Genomic DNA, 17,357 nt, shown 5'->3' on the forward strand with positions numbered 1-17,357 from the left:
ATGAAAAACGATCAGGACCAAAACCGTAAGTCCAGTTTCTTCGACTTCTTTATCCTGCATCCGGTGGCGACCGGGCTGCTGATGACCGGCATCTTTCTGGTCGGCGCGATCTGCTATCCATTCATGCCAGTTTCGGCCCTTCCGCAAATCGATTTTCCGACGATCCAGATCGCTGCCAATCTCCCCGGTGCTTCGCCGGAGACGATGGCCTCCAGCGTCGCGCAACCCATTGAACAGGCGCTCTCACGCGTCAGCGGCATTACCGAAATGACATCGAACAGTTCGCTCGGCATCACGTCGATAACTGTGCAGTTCGATCTGGACAAGAATATCGAGACTGCTGCAAGCGATGTACAGACGGCAATCAGCGAAGCGGCGGGTGAACTTCCGAAGGACATGACCTCGCTTCCCACAGTGCATAAGGCGAACCCTGCCGATGCGCCGATCATGCAGCTTTCGGCGACCTCCGATACGCTGACACTGCCGCAACTCGATGAGTATATCGAACGCAACGTCGCTTCGAAAATCGGTCAGGTCTCAGGCGTGGCCTTCGTCAACATTGGCGGGAAGCAGAAACCGGCCATTCGCATCGCCGTCGATCCAGGTCGCCTGGCCCAGGCCGACGTGACGATGGAGGACGTGCGCAACGCCATCGGCAACCTCAGCCTCAGCGCGCCGAAGGGGAACATCGACGACCCGACCCGCACATTTCCGATCTATACGAACGACCAGATTTCCAGCAGCGCGGAATGGAACGACGCCGTCATCGCCTATCGAAACGGCGGGCCGGTGCGCATTCGCGATATCGGGCAGGCGACGGATGGTGCGGAAGATAGAAAGATGGCGCACTGGACCAATGGAGAGCGAGGGATCGCGCTCGACGTTTTTCGTCAGCCCGGTGCCAATGTGATAGCAGTCGTCAACGCGGTGAAAGAGCAATTGCCCGCACTCCAGGCCTCGTTGCCGCGTTCGGTCAAGCTGGAACTCGTCACTGACCGGACGACGACGATCAGAGCGTCCGTGACGGATATTCAGTTTACCCTGATGCTGACCATCGGCCTCGTCGTTGTCGTGATCTTCCTTTTCCTGCGAAACCTGCGCGCGACACTCATCCCCGTCGTGACACTTCCGATTGCTCTGGCCGGATCGCTGGCACCCATGTGGCTCTTGGGCTTCAGTCTGGACAATCTGTCGCTCATGGCGCTGGTCGTCGCCGTCGGCTTCGTCGTCGACGATGCCATCGTCATGCTGGAGAACATCACCCGCCATATCGAAGACGGGGTCGAGCCGAGGCAGGCGGCGCTTCAAGGCACGCGAGAGATCGGTTTCACGATTGTTTCCATCAGTCTCTCGCTGATTGCAGTCTTGATCCCGATCCTGTTGATGGGTGGCATCATCGGGCGCCTGTTTCGGGAATTTGCCGTGACGCTGACTGTCGCGATCGTCATTTCCGCCATCGTGTCGCTGACGTTGACGCCGATGCTGGCATCGAAATTCATCCGCCCCATCGAGAAGGATCAGCGCAGCCGTTTTTATCTGGCGGGAGAGGCATTCTTCGACGGATTGACAGCACTTTATATCCGCAGCCTCAAGCCCGTCATCCGGCATCGCTTTTTGACGCTCTTCGTTTTTCTCGCGACCATTGCGGCAACCGGCTATCTGTTCGTCGTCGCGCCCAAGGGATTTTTTCCGGAGCAGGATACCGGTTTCATTGCTGGTCTCTCGCAGGCTTCTCCCGACATTTCCTTTACCGAGATGGCGAAGCTTCAGGAACGCGTCAGCGAGATCATCATGAAAGATCCCGCCGTCTATAGCGTTTTCATGGATATCGGTGGCGGTAACGGTGGCAATGCGCTCAATCAGGGCCACGTCAACATCACGCTGAAACCTCTGGAGGAACGCGATGTGAGTGCCAAGCAGGTGATCGACCGGTTGGGCACGGCACTCAATGCGCAGCAGGGCATCAAGCTCTTCATGCAGTCGGCACAGGATATCAATATCGGTGCGCGGCCGGCGAAAACGCAATATCAGTTCACACTTCAGGATGCCGATATCGCGGAACTCAGCGACTGGTCGGATAAGATCACCAGCAAGCTTTCCGGGCTGCCGGAACTGCGCGATGTCGGAAGCGATCAGCAAGCTGAAGCGCCCAATCTGACGATCAAGATCGACCGCGCCGCCGCGACGCTCTATGGCGTCCTTCCTTCCACCATCGACGAGACGCTTTATGACGCCTTTGGTCAGCGCCAGGTAGCCTCCTTCTCCAGTCAGACCGACACCTTCCGCGTCATTCTTGAGGTGTTGCCGGATCTACAGCGAGACATCGCCACGCTTGACCGCCTCTCGGTCAGAGCAAGCAATGGAACGCTTGTCCCGCTTTCGGTGGTGGCGAAGTGGACGACGGATGGCACCTCACCGGTATCGATTGCGCATCAGGGCCAATCGCCGGCTGTGACCATCTCGTTCAACCTGGCGCCCGATGTCGCTCTGGGGAACGCCACTGCCGTCATCGAAAATGCCGTGTCCAACATGCATCCTCCGGGGTCGCTGCAGACATCGTTTTCCGGCAGCGCGAAGGCGTTCAAGGATTCGCTTGGAACCATCCCGCTGCTCATCCTGGCGTCGCTTGTCGTCGTCTACATCATTCTCGGCGTGCTCTACGAAAGCCTTATCCATCCGCTGACGATCCTGTCGACCTTGCCTTCGGCGGGCCTTGGCGCGCTTCTGGCTCTGCAGGTGGCCGGCTTCGACTTCGGGCTCGTGGCAATGATCGGTGTCATTCTGTTGATCGGTATCGTCAAGAAGAATGGCATCATGCTCGTGGATTTCGCCATCCAGGCAGAGCGGGAGGAAGGCTTGTCGAGCGAAGAGGCGATCGTCAAAGCCGCTCAGATGCGTTTCAGACCGATCCTGATGACGACGATGGCCGCTCTTTTGGGTGGGATACCACTGGCGCTTGGTCACGGGTCCGGTGCTGAACTGCGTCAACCTTTGGGCTATGCGATCGTCGGCGGACTCATGGTCAGCCAGGTCCTGACACTCTATACGACCCCCGTCATCTACCTTTTGCTCGACGAGCTTCGGCGCGGAAAGGATATGCCCGCTCGGGTGCAGGTGGCGGCTGCATGATGATCAAGATTAGGCGCAGGGCAAACCGTAATATATCTTGTGCTGGTCGAAGAATGAGGCGCAGTCAGGAGCCAGAAGGTCGTCAGGAACGGCGATGAAGATGGCTACACCCGCCGCGACACGATAGCTTTGAGGCTTTCTGTGTCGCGCGGGCGTTGCTTTCAATCGTCCCTATCGGTCGCGGGTGACCGACATCTCACCGAAGATGCGAGCCATTTCCTTTTGAACGTCTCGTTCAGCATCCGCAGGGGCTTCCGAAAACTTTGGATCGGGTTGCGGGTCAGGTGTCGTTGTGTCGAGGTTCACCGGCGGCGCCACGGCAAGCGGGCGCGGCAGATCGGTGGTGGCATTAGCACTTTTGGCAATCTCGGCTTCAAGGAAGCTCTCGAAATCACTGGTCAACTGGTCGCCGAAGACGGGACCATTGTCACTTGGGGCAAGCGGTTCCGGTTTTGCGACAAGCGGCGCCACAGGCGTTGCGGATGCGGTGGTAACGGACGGTGTAGCGCTGTAGGCGGGAAGCACGCGGTCGCGGGCAGCGTCGAGAAAATCGACTGCATTTCGCTCCGCTATCGCTGGCTCGCTCTGCCCAACCGGCTCTGACTTTTCTTTCAACGTAGGCTCTGCCGTGAGCTTAGGCTCTGCGAATCTTCGGTCGTAGGTCGTGGATACGACCGGTGTGACAACCGGAGGAACGCTAGTGGCCTGTGAAGGAAGAGGCGATCGTGGAGCGACAGGCGCTTCGGAGGCCACGGGAGCTTGAGGAGCCGGTGCAGCAGACAGGTTCATGTCCTCATCCTGCTGCATGATGGCGGCGGCAACCAACGGCGGTACGACTGGAATGGACGGAGCGACGGGCTCGCGGGCCAACGTTCTGGGTGCTTGTGGTACGACCGCTTCAGGCGCCTCCCGGCTTGGAGCCGAAGCCGAGGGTGCGACAGTCGAAACGGGAGGTGTCGCCGGCGTGGGCTGTGGCTTTCGGGCTGCGGGCTGCGGGGGAACTGGTGGCGCAGCAGGAATGGGTCTGGACGCAACGGCGGGTGCTGGCGAAGGTGAGGCGGCTGGCTGAGGCTTCACCGGCGCGGTGCTCGCCGTTGGCTTCCTGGGTTCCTCGGGAGCCTCGGCCTTCATTTCGGGAGCGGTGAATGCGGCTGCAGGGCGAACATCCTCTTGTGGTGCCTGCGCGAGCGTGCGCTGTCGGTCTGCAGATACACTGCGGTCAGCATCACGTGCAATCAGGGCGTCTTCCTGTGGATCGCGCACATCCTTCATGAACGGGATGGCGCCAATACCGCTTTCGATGACGATGTCCGTCGGCCCGCCAATCATCACCAGATGCTCGACATTGTCACGGCGCACGAGAACGAGACGCCGCCTTGCGTCGACGGCTGTCGCGTCCAGAACCTGCAGGCGAGGCTGACGGTTTCGTCCGCCACGGATGAACGGGGCAGAGCCACTGCGTCTGCGAATGAACCACAGGACGATGGCAAGCAGCAGGAGTGCCGCACCCACACCAACCACTGCAATGATCAGGCGATTGCCATATGTGCCAATGAAATCTTCCATAACGGAGCCGGTCCCTTCAGCCATTTCGTGCAGCGGAAATGTACCCGCATTACATTTGTTCACAGAACGTGACGGGAAAAGACGATTTTTTTTCGCCCCGCACAAGAATTTATCCTGTTCGTCCACGAATTTGCTGCAAGTTTGACGAAAGGGCCCGACTATAGAGCTTGTCTCAAAGCGCAAAGAGGGCCGATATCGTTATTGGTTGTGCATGGGTGGTGCTTATAGATGGACGGAGCTTTTTGATATTTATGCGAATTGCTACAAGGAAATAGAAGCGATTCCGTCCGGCGCGGCTGTTTTCGGCATGCCGCAACAGTTAGTGGTCTGATTTTGACATTTGCTACCGCTGGCAGAGGACTCGAGAGCAAATGTCAGAATCTTCAAGACCACTAGTAAGTTTTTGTTTCTAGTGGAATTTACGAATTTGACATTTGATTCTCGAGATCTCCGCATGTGGGCATCAAATGTCAAATTCATTCCACTAGCAGAACTGCAAGGGTAAAACCTCGATGACCAAGGTGCGTCAATCCACTGATAACGACTTCCCCTTGGTGGACAGGCGTGGGCGCTCCGCCACCGTGCTTCGTATTCTATTGCTGGCACTTGTGCTCGTCGCCGCTGCCATTGCTTTCGTGTACTTCAAGGACTCTCTTGAAAACGAGATCGTGCTCGGGATCCTCGGCGTTCTTGCCATGCTTGGGATTTTCTTCCTCGTCTCGTCCGTGATCGGTTTCATCGAGGTCATGCCGCAGTCTCAATCCGACGGGATGGCGCGGCGGTTTCTCTCGTCCCATCCTGAAGGCACGTTGATTACTGACACCAAGGGGCGGCTGGTTTATGCCAACGCTACCTATTGCCAGATGACCGGCGCGACCCGTGCGACGGACATTCAAAGCCTCGAACAGCTTCTGTCGCGAGACCGGGAATCGACTGAGGCACTCTACCGCCTGATCAACGGACTGCGAGAGGGACGGGATGGTTACGAGGAATTTCGTCTTCTCAAACCTCTGAGCCAGTCGGCCGTCAGTCAGCCCGGTCCACGCTGGTTCCGGCTGAAGGCGCGGTTGCTGAAGGAGGTGAACGGGCAGGACCTGTACGTCTTCCAGATCGCCGACATTACCGCTGAACGCGAGGACCAGGAACGTTTCTTCCGCGAATTGCAGAACGCTATCGATTATCTCGATCACGCACCCGCTGGCTTCTTCGCCGCAGGACGCAAGGGCGATATCGTTTATCTCAACGCCACGCTGTCGGAATGGCTTGGCATCGATCTCGCGCAGTTTTCTCCGGGCTCTTTGAATGTTTCCGATATCGTCGCAGGCGAGGGTATGGCGCTGATTGAATCGGTTCAGCCGCATGCGGGCAGCAACCGAACGGAAATGCTCGATCTCGACATGCGCCGGGTCAACGGCCAGAGCATGCCGGCCCGCCTCGTTCATCAGGTAACGGCGGCGCGTGACGGTGCGCCCGGTGAAACCCGGACACTCGTTCTCATGCGTCCCAAGGGGCAGGAGAACGCAGAATCCTCGTCTGCGATGCGGTTCACCCGCTTCTTCAACAACACGCCGATGGCTATCGCATCGCTGGATGGCGAGGGACGCATCCTGCGCACCAATGCGCCGTTCCTGAAGCTGTTTTCTGGTGTCGTCAGCCGCGATGACATCGACAGCGCCGTCGCGTTCGAAACCGTGCTGCACGACAATGAGAAAGCCAAGCTCGCGCAGGCCATGAGTGCCGCGAAGGATCGCCAGGGCGATATTCCGCCTTTCGATTCTCGCCATCCGAAGGACGAGACGCGCCACTTCCGTTTCTACGTCAATGCCGTCATCGACCAGAATGACGAGGCGCCTGAAGAGGTGGCGATCGTCTATGCCATCGAGGTGACCGAGCAGAAGGCGCTTGAAACCCAGATGGCGCAAACGCAGAAGATGAACGCCGTCGGCACGCTTGCAGGCGGCATCGCGCATGATTTCAACAATGTGCTCACCGCTATTCTGCTGTCGTCAGACCATTTGCTGCTGCAGGCGCGGCCTGCGGATGCAAGCTTTGCAGACCTGATGGAAATCAAGCGCAATGCGAACCGTGCCGCTGTTCTGGTGCGGCAGTTGCTGGCGTTTTCGCGCAAGCAGACGATGCGTCCTGCCGTTCTCAATCTGACCGACGTGATCGGCGATCTGCGCATGCTGGTCGACCGGCTGATTTCCGGCACCAACGTCAAGTTGGAGGTGGATTATGGCCGCGATCTCTGGCCGGTGAAAACCGACCTGTCCCAGTTCGAACAGGTGATGATCAATCTCTGCGTCAACGCTCGCGATGCCATGCCGCAGGGCGGCAAGATCAAGGTGACGACCCGCAACTTGCCAGCTGCCGAGGTCGCCGCATTCGGCAAGTCGGAGCTTCCGGCTGAAGACATGGTGATGGTCGAAGTCGCCGATAACGGTACAGGCATTCCGCCGGAGATCATGGACAAGATCTTCGAACCCTTCTTCACCACCAAGGAGGTGGGCAAGGGCACGGGACTTGGACTTTCCATGGTCTATGGCATCGTCAAACAGTCCGGCGGCTTCATCTACCCGGAATCGGAAGTGGGCAAGGGAACGGCGTTTCGCATTCTGTTGCCGCGCCATATCGTCGAGCCGGTACAGCCTGTACCCGTCGTTCCTGGCGAAGAGGGTCGGACTACGGCTGCGGCGGCCGTTGCTGTCAAACCTGAAGCCAAGGATGAGCCGCTTGATCTGACCGGTAAGTCTGCCGTGGTGCTGCTGGTAGAAGACGAAGAGGCGGTGCGGCGCGGCGGCAAGCGCATGCTGGAAACGCGCGGCTACACTGTCTACGAAGCTGGCTCCGGCACGGAAGCCCTGGAGGTAATGGAAGAGCTGGAAGGAAAGGTCGATATCGTCGTCTCCGACGTGGTCATGCCTGAAATGGACGGCCCTTCTTTGCTGCGTGAATTGCGCAAGTCCTATCCCGATCTCAAATTCATCTTCGTGTCCGGTTATGCCGAAGATGCTTTCGCCAAGAACCTGCCGGCGGAAGCCAAATTCGGCTTCCTGCCCAAGCCATTTTCGCTGAAGCAACTGGCTGTTGCCGTGCGCGAAATGCTCGATAGTGAGGATTGAAGCGCCGCTTTTGCGGGCTTCAATCTGCGGCTTAAACCATCTTCTTGTGAACGCGCGGCGACAGAATGCCGCGTAACTTTCGCACAACTTCCCCGCTGTAGCGTGAAACATGGGAGAAAGGCTCAGCTTTGAGCCTTACGCCTTCTGTCGTCCTACTACTTTTCGCCGGACGCCAACAGATTATTGATTGCAGTGCCGCGCGAGGGGCTTAAAATCGACTGAGACAGACCTAAATAAGAAGAGGCGAAATTCTTGCTCGCACCCTTCATTGCTTGCGAGTTTGATTTTGGAGAATGATGAAAAATGATCGTTAAGTCGATCTACATGCAAGGCGACAGCGAAGGGGAGGACGGCGGAACGAACCGCGGAACGTCTGTTATCACCCGCACCAAGCCTAAGACAAAACGACCGAATTTGTACCGTGTTCTTCTCCTGAACGACGATTACACTCCCATGGAGTTCGTCATTCATATTCTGGAGCGTTTTTTCCAGAAGGACAGGGACGCCGCCACTCGTATCATGCTGCATGTCCATCAGCATGGTGTCGGTGAATGCGGGGTCTTTACTTACGAGGTCGCAGAGACAAAAGTAAGCCAGGTCATGGATTTCGCCCGACAGCACCAGCATCCGCTACAGTGCGTCATGGAAAAGAAATGAGGATCGCAACGTGCCAACTTTTTCCCCAAGTCTCGAGAAGGCGCTGCACCAGGCACTGACCTTTGCCAATGAGCGTCACCACGAATATGCGACGCTCGAACATCTGCTTCTCGCTCTGCTCGACGACGTTGACGCAGCGGCCGTCATGGGCGCGTGCAATGTCGATCTCGACACGTTGCGCAAGACGGTGATCGACTATGTCGATAACGAACTTTCCAATCTCGTGACAGGATATGACGAGGATTCCAAGCCGACGTCCGGCTTTCAGCGCGTCATTCAGCGCGCCGTCATTCATGTCCAGTCGTCCGGCCGCGAAGAAGTGACCGGTGCCAATGTGCTGGTCGCGATCTTTGCCGAGCGCGAGAGCCACGCCGCCTACTTCCTGCAGGAGCAGGAAATGACTCGTTACGACGCGGTGAACTACATTTCTCACGGTATCGGCAAGCGTCCTGGCTCCTCCCAGACCCGTACGCCGCGCGGTGCGGACGAGGGCGAGAATGAACCGAAGGCTGCCCGCAATGGTGGCGCGGAAGAGGATGCGGCTGGCGCCAAGAAGCAGCCGGACGCGCTCAAAGCCTATTGCGTCAACCTCAACGACAAGGCCAGAACCGGCCGTATCGATCCGCTGATCGGTCGTCATGAAGAGGTCAATCGTACCATTCAGGTTCTTTGCCGCCGCTCGAAGAACAACCCGCTTTATGTCGGCGATCCCGGCGTTGGCAAGACGGCGATCGCCGAAGGTTTGGCAAAGCGCATCGTCGAGGGCAAGGTGCCTGAAGCGCTGATCAACGACACGATCTTCTCGCTCGACATGGGCACGCTGCTGGCCGGTACGCGCTATCGCGGTGACTTTGAAGAACGCCTGAAGCAGGTCGTCAAGGAACTGGAAGAATATCCGGGTGCCGTGCTGTTCATCGACGAAATCCATACGGTGATTGGCGCAGGCGCAACATCCGGCGGCGCCATGGATGCGTCCAACCTTCTGAAGCCTGCTTTGTCTTCCGGCGCCATCCGTTGCATCGGATCGACAACCTATAAGGAATACCGGCAGTTCTTCGAAAAGGACCGCGCGCTTGTGCGTCGCTTCCAGAAGATCGACGTCAACGAGCCATCCATCGATGATGCTATCGAGATCATGAAGGGCCTCAAGCCCTATTTCGAAGAATATCACCACCTTCGCTACACCAATGACGCCATCAAGGCTGCCGTGGAACTGTCGGCACGCTACATCTCCGACCGCAAGCTTCCCGATAAGGCGATCGACGTGATCGACGAGACCGGGGCTGCTCAGATGCTTCTTCCGGCATCGAAGCGCCGCAAGCTGATCACTGAGAAGGAAATCGAAGTAACGATCGCGACCATGGCACGCATTCCGCCAAAAACGGTCTCGAAGGACGACGAGATGGTTCTTGCCAATCTCGAGCAGGAACTGCGCTCGGTGGTCTACGGTCAGGACACGGCAATCGAAGCACTCTCCACGGCCATCAAACTGGCGCGTGCTGGTCTTCGCGAACCCAACAAGCCCATCGGTTCTTATGTCTTCTCCGGTCCAACCGGCGTCGGCAAGACCGAGGTCGCCAAGCAGCTTGCGTCGTCTCTGGGCGTGGAAATGCTGCGCTTCGACATGTCCGAGTATATGGAGCGTCATACGGTCTCACGCCTGCTCGGTGCACCTCCCGGTTATGTCGGTTTCGACCAGGGCGGTCTTTTGACAGACGGTGTCGATCAGCACCCGCATTCCGTGGTTCTGCTGGACGAAATCGAAAAGGCCCATCCGGACATCTACAACATTCTGTTGCAGGTCATGGATCATGGCTCGCTGACCGACCATAACGGCAAGAAGATCGACTTCCGCAACGTCATCCTGATCATGACGACCAATGCGGGCGCTTCTGAAATGGCGAAGTCTGCGATCGGCTTTGGTTCGTCCAAGCGGTCTGGTGAAGACGAAGAGGCATTGAACCGCCTGTTCACCCCGGAATTCCGCAACCGTCTGGATGCGATCATTCCGTTCTCGCCACTGCCGACTGCGGTCATCCACAAGGTGGTCCAGAAGTTTGTCATGCAGCTTGAAACACAGCTATCCGAGCGTAACGTGACCTTTGATCTGCACGACGATGCGGTCGCTTGGCTGGCTGAGAAGGGCTATGATGAAAAGATGGGCGCTCGTCCGCTTGGTCGTGTCATCCAGGAACACATCAAGAAGCCACTGGCGAACGAGATCCTCTTCGGCAAGCTGAAGAAGGGTGGCGTCGTCAGTGTCAGCCTCGACAAGAAGGAAGACCGCACGGATGGCCTCAAGCTGGATGTGTTGCCTGAGACGGCGCCCGTCAAGCCAAAGCCGGAGGCCGAACTGAAGGCCGCGAAGTCTCCTGGCAAATCGAAAGCCAAGACTTCAAAGGCTGAAGAACAGGCTGAGGTTTTGGTGGCAGAGACCGACAAGAAGGACGAGGATGCCAAGCCACGTCGCAAGGGCAACACCGTTCCGAAGGTTCCGAAGAAAAAGTAAGAGGCGTTCGCTAGAACGCCCGGATACATGGCGGCGGAGATCACTCTCCGCCGCCTTTTCTTTTGTCCAACTCTCTGCGCTACGTGCTTGATCGCGAGGATGTATTGATTTCGACTTTTGGGCCGGTGCTCTAAGCGTGTCGTGATCATAAAGCGGCTGCACGCTTTTGCGCGGTATCCCTTTGCGTCATTTTAGACGCGCAGATTTCGAAAAGCGTGCTAGACAAGCGTCGGCTTGTGCCGAAGCGTCTGGTACTTCGGTCATGGCCCCAGCGATTTGTCTATTCTTCCGGAACGACTGATGTCTGCACATGGTGACACCCATTCTCTTCCTCTCTGGTTTGCCAGGGGAATGATGGGAATATTCTCGCTTCCTTCTCTCATTCTGATGACGTCTTTTGTCGGGTTCAGTGCCTTTGCTTTGGAGTCCGGCGTCACGCGCGGCGAGGCCGTGTTCATGACGCTGACCATCTGGGCCTTGCCGGCCAAGATGATATTGATCGGCTCCATGGTGAGCGGGGCAGGGATGGCCGCCTGTTTTCTGGCGGTGACATTGTCATCGATCCGAATGATGCCGATGGTGGCATCTATCGTGCCGGATATGCGGACAGCGAAGACCCCTACATGGCTGCTGCTGTTTCTCTCGCACTTCGTTGCGATAACGGCGTGGGTCTACGCAACCCAGAACCTAACGAAGGTGCCTCGCGAAGCGCGTGTCGCATGGTTTGCAGGTTTCGGCATCACTCTCACGCTTATCAATACCGCAATCGTCGCAATCTGCTACGGCGTGGTTGCTGCCTTTCCGCCGCTTGTCGCTGGCGTCCTGTTCTTCCTGACGCCGGTTTACTTCATCTCTTCCATATGGGCCTCTGCGCGACACTCCGTCGTCAAGGTGGCCTTTATCATCGGGGTGATCGGCGGACCACTGTTCGCCTTGATCGAGCCCGAGTTCGATATTCTCTATGCCGGGATCGGTGGAGGAACACTCGCCTATCTGATCGACCGCTTCTGGTTTCGTCGCAAAATTGTCCCATCGTCGACGGAGGGCGAGCCATGACCGATGCCTGGTGGGCACCTTATCTTTTCATCGCGCTTGCTGGCTGGATCGCTACCGATATCTGGCGATGGCTTGGTGTTGTGGCAGGAAACAAGCTGAAGGAAGAATCGGAGGCATTGCATTGGGTGAGGGCAGTTGCCACAGCGCTGGTGATGGCAGTGACAGCGAAACTCATCGTCTTCCCGACGGGCGCGCTGTCGCATTCGCCGATGGAGCTTAGGATCGCCGCTGCCGTCATCGGCTTCATTGCGTTTCTGGCAAGCGGTCAGCGTGTCATTGTCGGGGTGATTGTTCCGATCGTTGTCCTGGCAAGCGGTCTCCTCATCCTTGGCCTATAGAGGATATTAAGTCTGCCGCCCTAATATCTTGCTTGGTATCTCCAGCAAGGATCTTTCGCTTGTATTTCTTAAGGGCAGAACGCTTTGTCTTTTTGATCATATGCGCGCTGTTTGCCGTCGATCTCGTTTTAGTCGCGGTGAAAGGCATTGGTGCCGATATTGCCGGCTACTGCCTGTCACTCGCAATCGGCGGTGGACTGCTCTGTCTTGGCCAAATCTATCGATGGAGGAAGCGAGAGGAGAGGATGGCTGCCGCACTGATTTCGGCAGGCTTGTTCATCCTGTTTTCCACCTGCGGCTCCATTTTCAATTATATGTTTCTGCCGATCCAATATCCGACGATCGACCACGCCCTTATTCATATCGATAGCGTGTTTGGATATGAATGGCGCAGAGCTGTAGAACTGGTAGCGCACTTCCCGTTCATCGGGACGGTACTCTTCATCGTATACGCGACGTCGCTCCCGCAGCTTTTGCTGACGATCATCATCTTGGGCTTCCAGGGTAACTATCGACGGCTCCACCACTTCCTGCTCACGGGCGTGCTCGGCGCTCTCACAGCCATCATGTTCTGGATATTTTTTCCGACTTTCGGTCCAAGTGCCTATCAAGATTTACCCAGATGGGTTCTTGAGGCTATTCCTCTCGCCGTTACGCCCGACTACGGCAAGGAGTTGATCCAACTCGGCGGTGAAGGCCCAACTTATCTCAGTCCAGCCTCCGCCCTCGGCTTGATCGGATTTCCATCGTTTCACATTTTCATGGCGGCCATGTCGGTGTGGTTCGTTCCCCGTTATCGCCTCCTGATAGCGGTTTCCATTACCGTCAATCTGATTATGATCCCGGCTGTGCTGATCCAAGGCGGTCACCACCTTTGTGATGTTTTTGGCGGAGCGCTCGCCTTCGCACTGATCTGCCCGTTTGCTCGTTGGCTCCTTGATCGGATGGAAGCCAATGGCCATGGCAGCGGGCGTCTTTCGTTGGGCGTTGAGACGCAAGCGCCAAACTAAAAAGGGAGCGTTTAAGGCGCTCCCTCAAATTGGATGTCTTCCTGCCATTCTTTAGTGAACGGTCAAGACATGCGCGTGGCTGCTCGCGAGCATGAATGCTTCCCTGGCTGCTTCCAGATCGCAACGTCCTGCGACCGCATCCAGGCATTGCTTTTTGGCTGCTTCGTATTCCGGACCGTGTTCCTCGGGCCAGCGATATGTGAGCATCTCCAGCGCTACGAGCGGGCTGTATATTTCAACGGCCGGGCACATGGGCAGATGGACTGCCACAGGCTTGCACCACTGTGCGTGATGGCAAGGTTCTGAGTTGTGAATAAGCATCGCATTCTCCTTTCTCACCGCGCACGAATAACCCCAGCCTCACGCTTCGGTTCCTGATCACGAAAAAAGTGAACACATTAGGGGTATCTTTTTTGTAAGATGAATGGAAAATGAACAAACACATGAACCGGAGATGAACAAACAATCTGTTCGCGCGTTAACACTGCTCTAAATGAAGGAGGCCCGATTATGTTCAATCTGTCTGGAATTCAGGAAAGCTTTTTCGGCGACCGCATGGCTGGCGTTTGCCAGGCCATTACATCTGCTCTGGCCTTCGAATCGGGCCTCGAGAAATCAAACATCTCAGCAACGGCTGAAAACGACGTGATCTACCTGCAGGGGACTGCTGATTCCGTCGAAGCGATCGAAACAGCGATCAGTCTGGCATCGTCTATTTCGAACTGCCGCATCCTTAGCCATGTAGAGCCAGTCTACTGAGAATCAAGAGCCGGGCCTCAAGCGCCCGGCTTGATCTTGCCGATGTCTGCTCACGCGGGCTGATTGCATGTTCTCGGCCAATCTAGCCTGTCTACAGTGAGTGACAACGCTCAGCGCGATGATCCGAAGGATCTATTTTATCTGCGCTGCCTTTACCGCGTCGCCGACGGCCAATCCTAGCTTTTTTGCAGCGCCGCCATTCAATTCCAGAACGTAGCGTACCTGTCCGTTTGAACTGATGATGTCCTCGGAATGAGGCACCGCATCCGGGTGGATGTGCGTGATTTTCCCAGCCTTGGAAATAAAGAGCATATCGAGAGGGATGAAGGTATTCTTCATCCACATCATCACATCTCTGTCCTCTTTGAAATCGAACAGCATCCCTCGGTCGTCGCCCATGGATTTGCGAAACATCAGCCCCTGCTGACGCTGACCGTCGCTGCTTGCCACTTCCACAGTAAATGCGTGTGTTTTGCCTGAGGTGCTAACGATTTCGAGCTTCTCGCTGGGAAACGTTTCCTGAGCCACAGCGCCTGCGTGAGACGCCACAAAAAAGAGAAGCGCCACGAAGGCGCTTGCGACGGTACGAATGTCAAAGCGGTTCATCAGTGCGCCATTCCAATTCTAGCTGGATTGTCGGGATGCACCTCAGCGGCCATCAAGCCCTTGTCGCCGTCACCATAGCGAACCAGAACGACCTGACCCGGGCGGAGTTCCGCAAGGCCGAAGCGGCGCAGCGTTTCCATGTGAATGAAGATGTCTTCCGTGCCTTCGCCGCGCGTCAGGAAGCCGAAGCCCTTGGTTCGGTTGAACCACTTGACGATGGCGCGCTCCAAGCCACTGTGAGGCGTTACCTGAACATGGGTACGCACCGGCGGCATCTGCGATGGGTGAACGGCTGTCGACTGATCCATCGACAGAATGCGGAAGGCCTGATAGCCCCGGTCGCGACGCTGAATGAGTGCAACGATCCGCGTGCCTTCCAGAATGGTCTGGTAGCCGTCGCGGCGCAGGCAGGAGACGTGCAGAAGAACGTCCTGCATGCCGTTATCCGGCACGATGAACCCGAAACCTTTTGCCACGTCGAACCATTTAACGATGCCGGTGATCTCGATCAGGTCAACGGCATCGCCAGAAAAATCTTCGAATTCGGCGATGCTCTTCGACGACATTCTATCAGCCATTTTGCCCAGCCCCTCAATACGCACCACTACCGGTCAACTGATTCCCTACTAAGAGATTAACATTGCAGTAACGGTTGTACGCAAGTCTTAGTTTTCAGTTTCCAGACCGGTTTTTAATGATCAGGGCTTGCTCAAGGCTGACTGGCATCGTCTAAAACGTTTCCGTCTTCGGGCCAAAGGCTTTAGAGTCTGCGCTCAAGCCGAATGCTACACATGAGAGGAATACATAATGCGTTATCTGCACACCATGGTTCGGGTCAAAGACCTGAAGGCGTCGCTCGAATTCTATTCTGATATTTTCGGCTTGCAGGAGATCCGCCGCATCGAAAACGAGAAGGGGCGGTTTACGCTCGTGTTCCTCGCTGCGCGCGACGACGTCAAGGCGGCGACGGAAAACAAGGCGCCTGCTCTTGAGCTGACCTATAACTGGGATAGCGAAGATTACACGGGCGGACGCAACTTCGGCCATCTGGCCTATGAGGTGGACGATATCTACGAGATCTGCGCCAAGCTGCAGGCCGCTGGCGTGACCATCAATCGTCCGCCGCGTGACGGGCATATGGCGTTCGTTCGCTCGCCCGATGGCATCTCCATCGAGATATTGCAGAAGGGCGCAAGCCTGGCACCAGCCGAGCCGTGGATATCTATGGAAAATACCGGCTCCTGGTAAGGCCTTAGGCTTAAGCGCGTTCTCCGCGCTTCGTCTTGATCGCCCCATGAGCCGCTCATGTTTCGGGCTCGGCGCTGTGCTTTGCTCGAACTTACGGTTTCTGGTGCAGTCGAGGCGCAAGACGCGGAGGTTTTTCCTTTTGAAGATAGAGATGGGTCAGCAGCGACGACGATCGCGCGACGCAGCAGCGGCCGCGTCATCAATCGTTTTTGCGCTTCTGATGCTTTCTGGCTGCGTTTCAGCAAAGCCCGAGGGCAAGGATGTGGCAGCCGTTCTCGATCCCGCAGCGCTCGCGGATGGGGAGGGCGCCGATGGGGCTAAAACCCAGGCCGCGGCGCCTAATGGCGTGCAACCCCCTCAGCCGGGCTATGTCGATCCGAGAATGGTATCGGCGGCTAACGGCAAGTCGGCAGCCAACACCATGCCAAGCGGGGCGCCACAGGCCCCGCAAGTGCTGGCAGCAGGGAACGGTGCGGACCAGCCGAATGGCGGCTATGCCATGCAGGCGACCGGGGTTGCCGCCGGATCTCACAGCATTTTCTCCAGCGGCACGACGTCAACGGGCCAAGCGGATATGGACAGTGTCCCTGCCTATGCTCCCACGCGGCGGATCGTGCCCGCGTTGAACAGTGTCTATTCTACCCAAGGCCACGCGCCTTCGGAACCCGTGCCCCAGCCCTCCCAAGATCAATCGTCCAACGCGGTTCCAGGCGCTTCCAGTCCCGCGCCCACAAACGCGCTTGCAAGTGGCAAGTCATCAACCAACGAAGAGCCGTCGCAGGGTCCGCAGAATATCCCAATGGCCGCAGCCTTATTTGCCGGCGTTCCCAAAAAGCGCGGGACGACCGGACAGGATGCTGCAGCGGCTCTGGGTGGCATGGCACAACCCGCCGTGGCCTCCCTCGGAAAGGCGGCTCCGTCTTTTGATGAAAGCCACTTGGACGACGAGGACGATAAGCCGACGGGCTTGATGAAACTTGTCTCCATGCCGGGATTGACGCGCATCGCGCCCAATGGGCTCGTCTTGCAGACGAGCCAGGTGAACGTAGGCTGCCTGAAGCCTGAGTTGGTGCATCGCATCAAGGAGCTTGAATCCCATTATCGCAAACCAGCAATCATCACCTCCGGCTACCGCCCGCCCAAGGGCGTGACGCATGGCTCCAAGCACTTCACCTGTGAGGCCGTGGACATACAGATCAAGGGTGTGTCCAAGTGGGATCTTGCAGACTATCTGCGATCTCTGCCCGGAAGAGGCGGCGTCGGCACCTATTGCCATACGGAATCGGTTCATATGGACATTGGTGAGAGCCGCGACTGGAACTGGCCGTGCCGCAAGACGGGTACCAGCAGCTGACCC

At 57.1% G+C, this 17,357-nt stretch carries 14 protein-coding genes; 10 read left to right on the forward strand and 4 right to left on the reverse strand.

The window, feature by feature from the left end; genetic code table 11:
• Nucleotides 1-3,129, forward strand: coding sequence for an efflux RND transporter permease subunit (locus ACTJK5_RS05000; protein WP_440611937.1), 3,129 nt, complete (start codon nt 1-3; stop codon nt 3,127-3,129).
• A 171-nt stretch (nt 3,130-3,300) separates the two neighbouring features.
• Here the strand turns inward: ACTJK5_RS05000 and ACTJK5_RS05005 are convergent, their stop codons facing one another.
• Nucleotides 3,301-4,719, reverse strand: coding sequence for a flagellar biosynthetic protein FliO (locus ACTJK5_RS05005; protein ID WP_440611938.1), 1,419 nt, complete (start codon nt 4,717-4,719; stop codon nt 3,301-3,303).
• A 488-nt stretch (nt 4,720-5,207) separates the two neighbouring features.
• Here ACTJK5_RS05005 and cckA point away from each other — a divergent pair, with 488 nt between their 5' ends.
• The 6 genes from cckA to ACTJK5_RS05035 all read left to right on the forward strand — a co-directional run bounded on the left by cckA (nt 5,208) and on the right by ACTJK5_RS05035 (nt 13,387).
• Nucleotides 5,208-7,817 (forward strand): cell cycle histidine kinase CckA, encoded by a 2,610-nt coding sequence (gene cckA, locus ACTJK5_RS05010; RefSeq protein WP_440611939.1) that lies wholly within the window; start codon nt 5,208-5,210, stop codon nt 7,815-7,817.
• Between the two features lie 303 nt (nt 7,818-8,120).
• Nucleotides 8,121-8,474: an ATP-dependent Clp protease adapter ClpS gene (clpS, locus tag ACTJK5_RS05015; RefSeq protein ID WP_062427364.1), complete on the forward strand. Its 354-nt coding sequence runs from the start codon at nt 8,121-8,123 to the stop codon at nt 8,472-8,474.
• Nucleotides 8,475-8,484: 10 nt separating this feature from the next.
• Nucleotides 8,485-10,983, forward strand: coding sequence for an ATP-dependent Clp protease ATP-binding subunit ClpA (clpA, locus tag ACTJK5_RS05020; RefSeq protein ID WP_335322475.1), 2,499 nt, complete (start codon nt 8,485-8,487; stop codon nt 10,981-10,983).
• Between the two features lie 300 nt (nt 10,984-11,283).
• Nucleotides 11,284-12,039, forward strand: a complete 756-nt coding sequence (locus tag ACTJK5_RS05025; protein ID WP_062427362.1) for an AzlC family ABC transporter permease — start codon at nt 11,284-11,286, stop codon at nt 12,037-12,039.
• Nucleotides 12,036-12,377, forward strand: a complete 342-nt coding sequence (locus ACTJK5_RS05030) for an AzlD domain-containing protein (protein WP_335322477.1) — start codon at nt 12,036-12,038, stop codon at nt 12,375-12,377. The genes ACTJK5_RS05025 and ACTJK5_RS05030 overlap by 4 nt, the downstream gene beginning before the upstream one ends.
• Before the next feature lie 59 nt (nt 12,378-12,436).
• Nucleotides 12,437-13,387, forward strand: a complete 951-nt coding sequence (locus ACTJK5_RS05035; protein WP_440612562.1) for a phosphatase PAP2 family protein — start codon at nt 12,437-12,439, stop codon at nt 13,385-13,387.
• A gap of 51 nt (nt 13,388-13,438) precedes the next feature.
• Here the strand turns inward: ACTJK5_RS05035 and ACTJK5_RS05040 are convergent, their stop codons facing one another.
• Entirely contained in the window at nt 13,439-13,708 is a 270-nt protein-coding gene (locus tag ACTJK5_RS05040) for a DUF982 domain-containing protein (protein WP_111850728.1), read from the reverse strand.
• A 189-nt stretch (nt 13,709-13,897) separates the two neighbouring features.
• Between ACTJK5_RS05040 and ACTJK5_RS05045 the strand changes: the two genes are divergently transcribed.
• Nucleotides 13,898-14,146, forward strand: a complete 249-nt coding sequence (locus ACTJK5_RS05045) for a BON domain-containing protein (protein ID WP_062427358.1) — start codon at nt 13,898-13,900, stop codon at nt 14,144-14,146.
• Nucleotides 14,147-14,278: 132 nt separating this feature from the next.
• Here the strand turns inward: ACTJK5_RS05045 and ACTJK5_RS05050 are convergent, their stop codons facing one another.
• Together ACTJK5_RS05050 and ACTJK5_RS05055 are read right to left on the reverse strand one after the other, a co-directional pair.
• Nucleotides 14,279-14,752, reverse strand: a complete 474-nt coding sequence (locus ACTJK5_RS05050) for a DUF192 domain-containing protein (RefSeq protein WP_116493756.1) — start codon at nt 14,750-14,752, stop codon at nt 14,279-14,281.
• Nucleotides 14,752-15,330 carry a cold-shock protein gene (locus ACTJK5_RS05055; RefSeq protein ID WP_062427356.1) on the reverse strand — a complete coding sequence of 193 codons (579 nt, stop codon included), beginning with the start codon at nt 15,328-15,330 and terminating at the stop codon, nt 14,752-14,754. Before ACTJK5_RS05055 ends, ACTJK5_RS05050 begins: the two co-directional genes overlap by 1 nt.
• A 229-nt stretch (nt 15,331-15,559) precedes the next feature.
• Between ACTJK5_RS05055 and gloA the strand changes: the two genes are divergently transcribed.
• Nucleotides 15,560-16,000 carry a lactoylglutathione lyase gene (gene gloA, locus ACTJK5_RS05060; RefSeq protein WP_113265771.1) on the forward strand — a complete coding sequence of 147 codons (441 nt, stop codon included), beginning with the start codon at nt 15,560-15,562 and terminating at the stop codon, nt 15,998-16,000.
• Between the two features lie 151 nt (nt 16,001-16,151).
• A complete protein-coding gene (locus ACTJK5_RS05065; RefSeq protein WP_440611940.1) occupies nt 16,152-17,354 on the forward strand; it encodes a D-Ala-D-Ala carboxypeptidase family metallohydrolase in 1,203 nt (400 codons plus the stop codon).
• Nucleotides 17,355-17,357 lie beyond the last annotated feature (3 nt).

This window comes from Agrobacterium sp. 22094 (genome assembly GCF_052046015.1).
GTDB lineage: Bacteria > Pseudomonadota > Alphaproteobacteria > Rhizobiales > Rhizobiaceae > Agrobacterium > Agrobacterium cavarae.

Bases quoted from the DNA above. Each gene is read 5' to 3' on its own strand.
- ACTJK5_RS05000 (WP_440611937.1), top strand. From the start codon at position 1: ATGAAAAACGATCAGGACCAAAACCGTAAGTCCAGTTTCTTCGACTTC.
- ACTJK5_RS05005 (WP_440611938.1), bottom strand. From the start codon at position 4,719: ATGGCTGAAGGGACCGGCTCCGTTATGGAAGATTTCATTGGCACATAT.
- cckA (WP_440611939.1), top strand. From the start codon at position 5,208: ATGACCAAGGTGCGTCAATCCACTGATAACGACTTCCCCTTGGTGGAC.
- clpS (WP_062427364.1), top strand. From the start codon at position 8,121: ATGATCGTTAAGTCGATCTACATGCAAGGCGACAGCGAAGGGGAGGAC.
- ACTJK5_RS05025 (WP_062427362.1), top strand. From the start codon at position 11,284: ATGTCTGCACATGGTGACACCCATTCTCTTCCTCTCTGGTTTGCCAGG.
- ACTJK5_RS05030 (WP_335322477.1), top strand. From the start codon at position 12,036: ATGACCGATGCCTGGTGGGCACCTTATCTTTTCATCGCGCTTGCTGGC.
- ACTJK5_RS05040 (WP_111850728.1), bottom strand. From the start codon at position 13,708: ATGCTTATTCACAACTCAGAACCTTGCCATCACGCACAGTGGTGCAAG.
- ACTJK5_RS05045 (WP_062427358.1), top strand. From the start codon at position 13,898: ATGTTCAATCTGTCTGGAATTCAGGAAAGCTTTTTCGGCGACCGCATG.
- ACTJK5_RS05050 (WP_116493756.1), bottom strand. From the start codon at position 14,752: ATGAACCGCTTTGACATTCGTACCGTCGCAAGCGCCTTCGTGGCGCTT.
- ACTJK5_RS05055 (WP_062427356.1), bottom strand. From the start codon at position 15,330: ATGGCTGATAGAATGTCGTCGAAGAGCATCGCCGAATTCGAAGATTTT.
- gloA (WP_113265771.1), top strand. From the start codon at position 15,560: ATGCGTTATCTGCACACCATGGTTCGGGTCAAAGACCTGAAGGCGTCG.
- ACTJK5_RS05065 (WP_440611940.1), top strand. From the start codon at position 16,152: ATGGGTCAGCAGCGACGACGATCGCGCGACGCAGCAGCGGCCGCGTCA.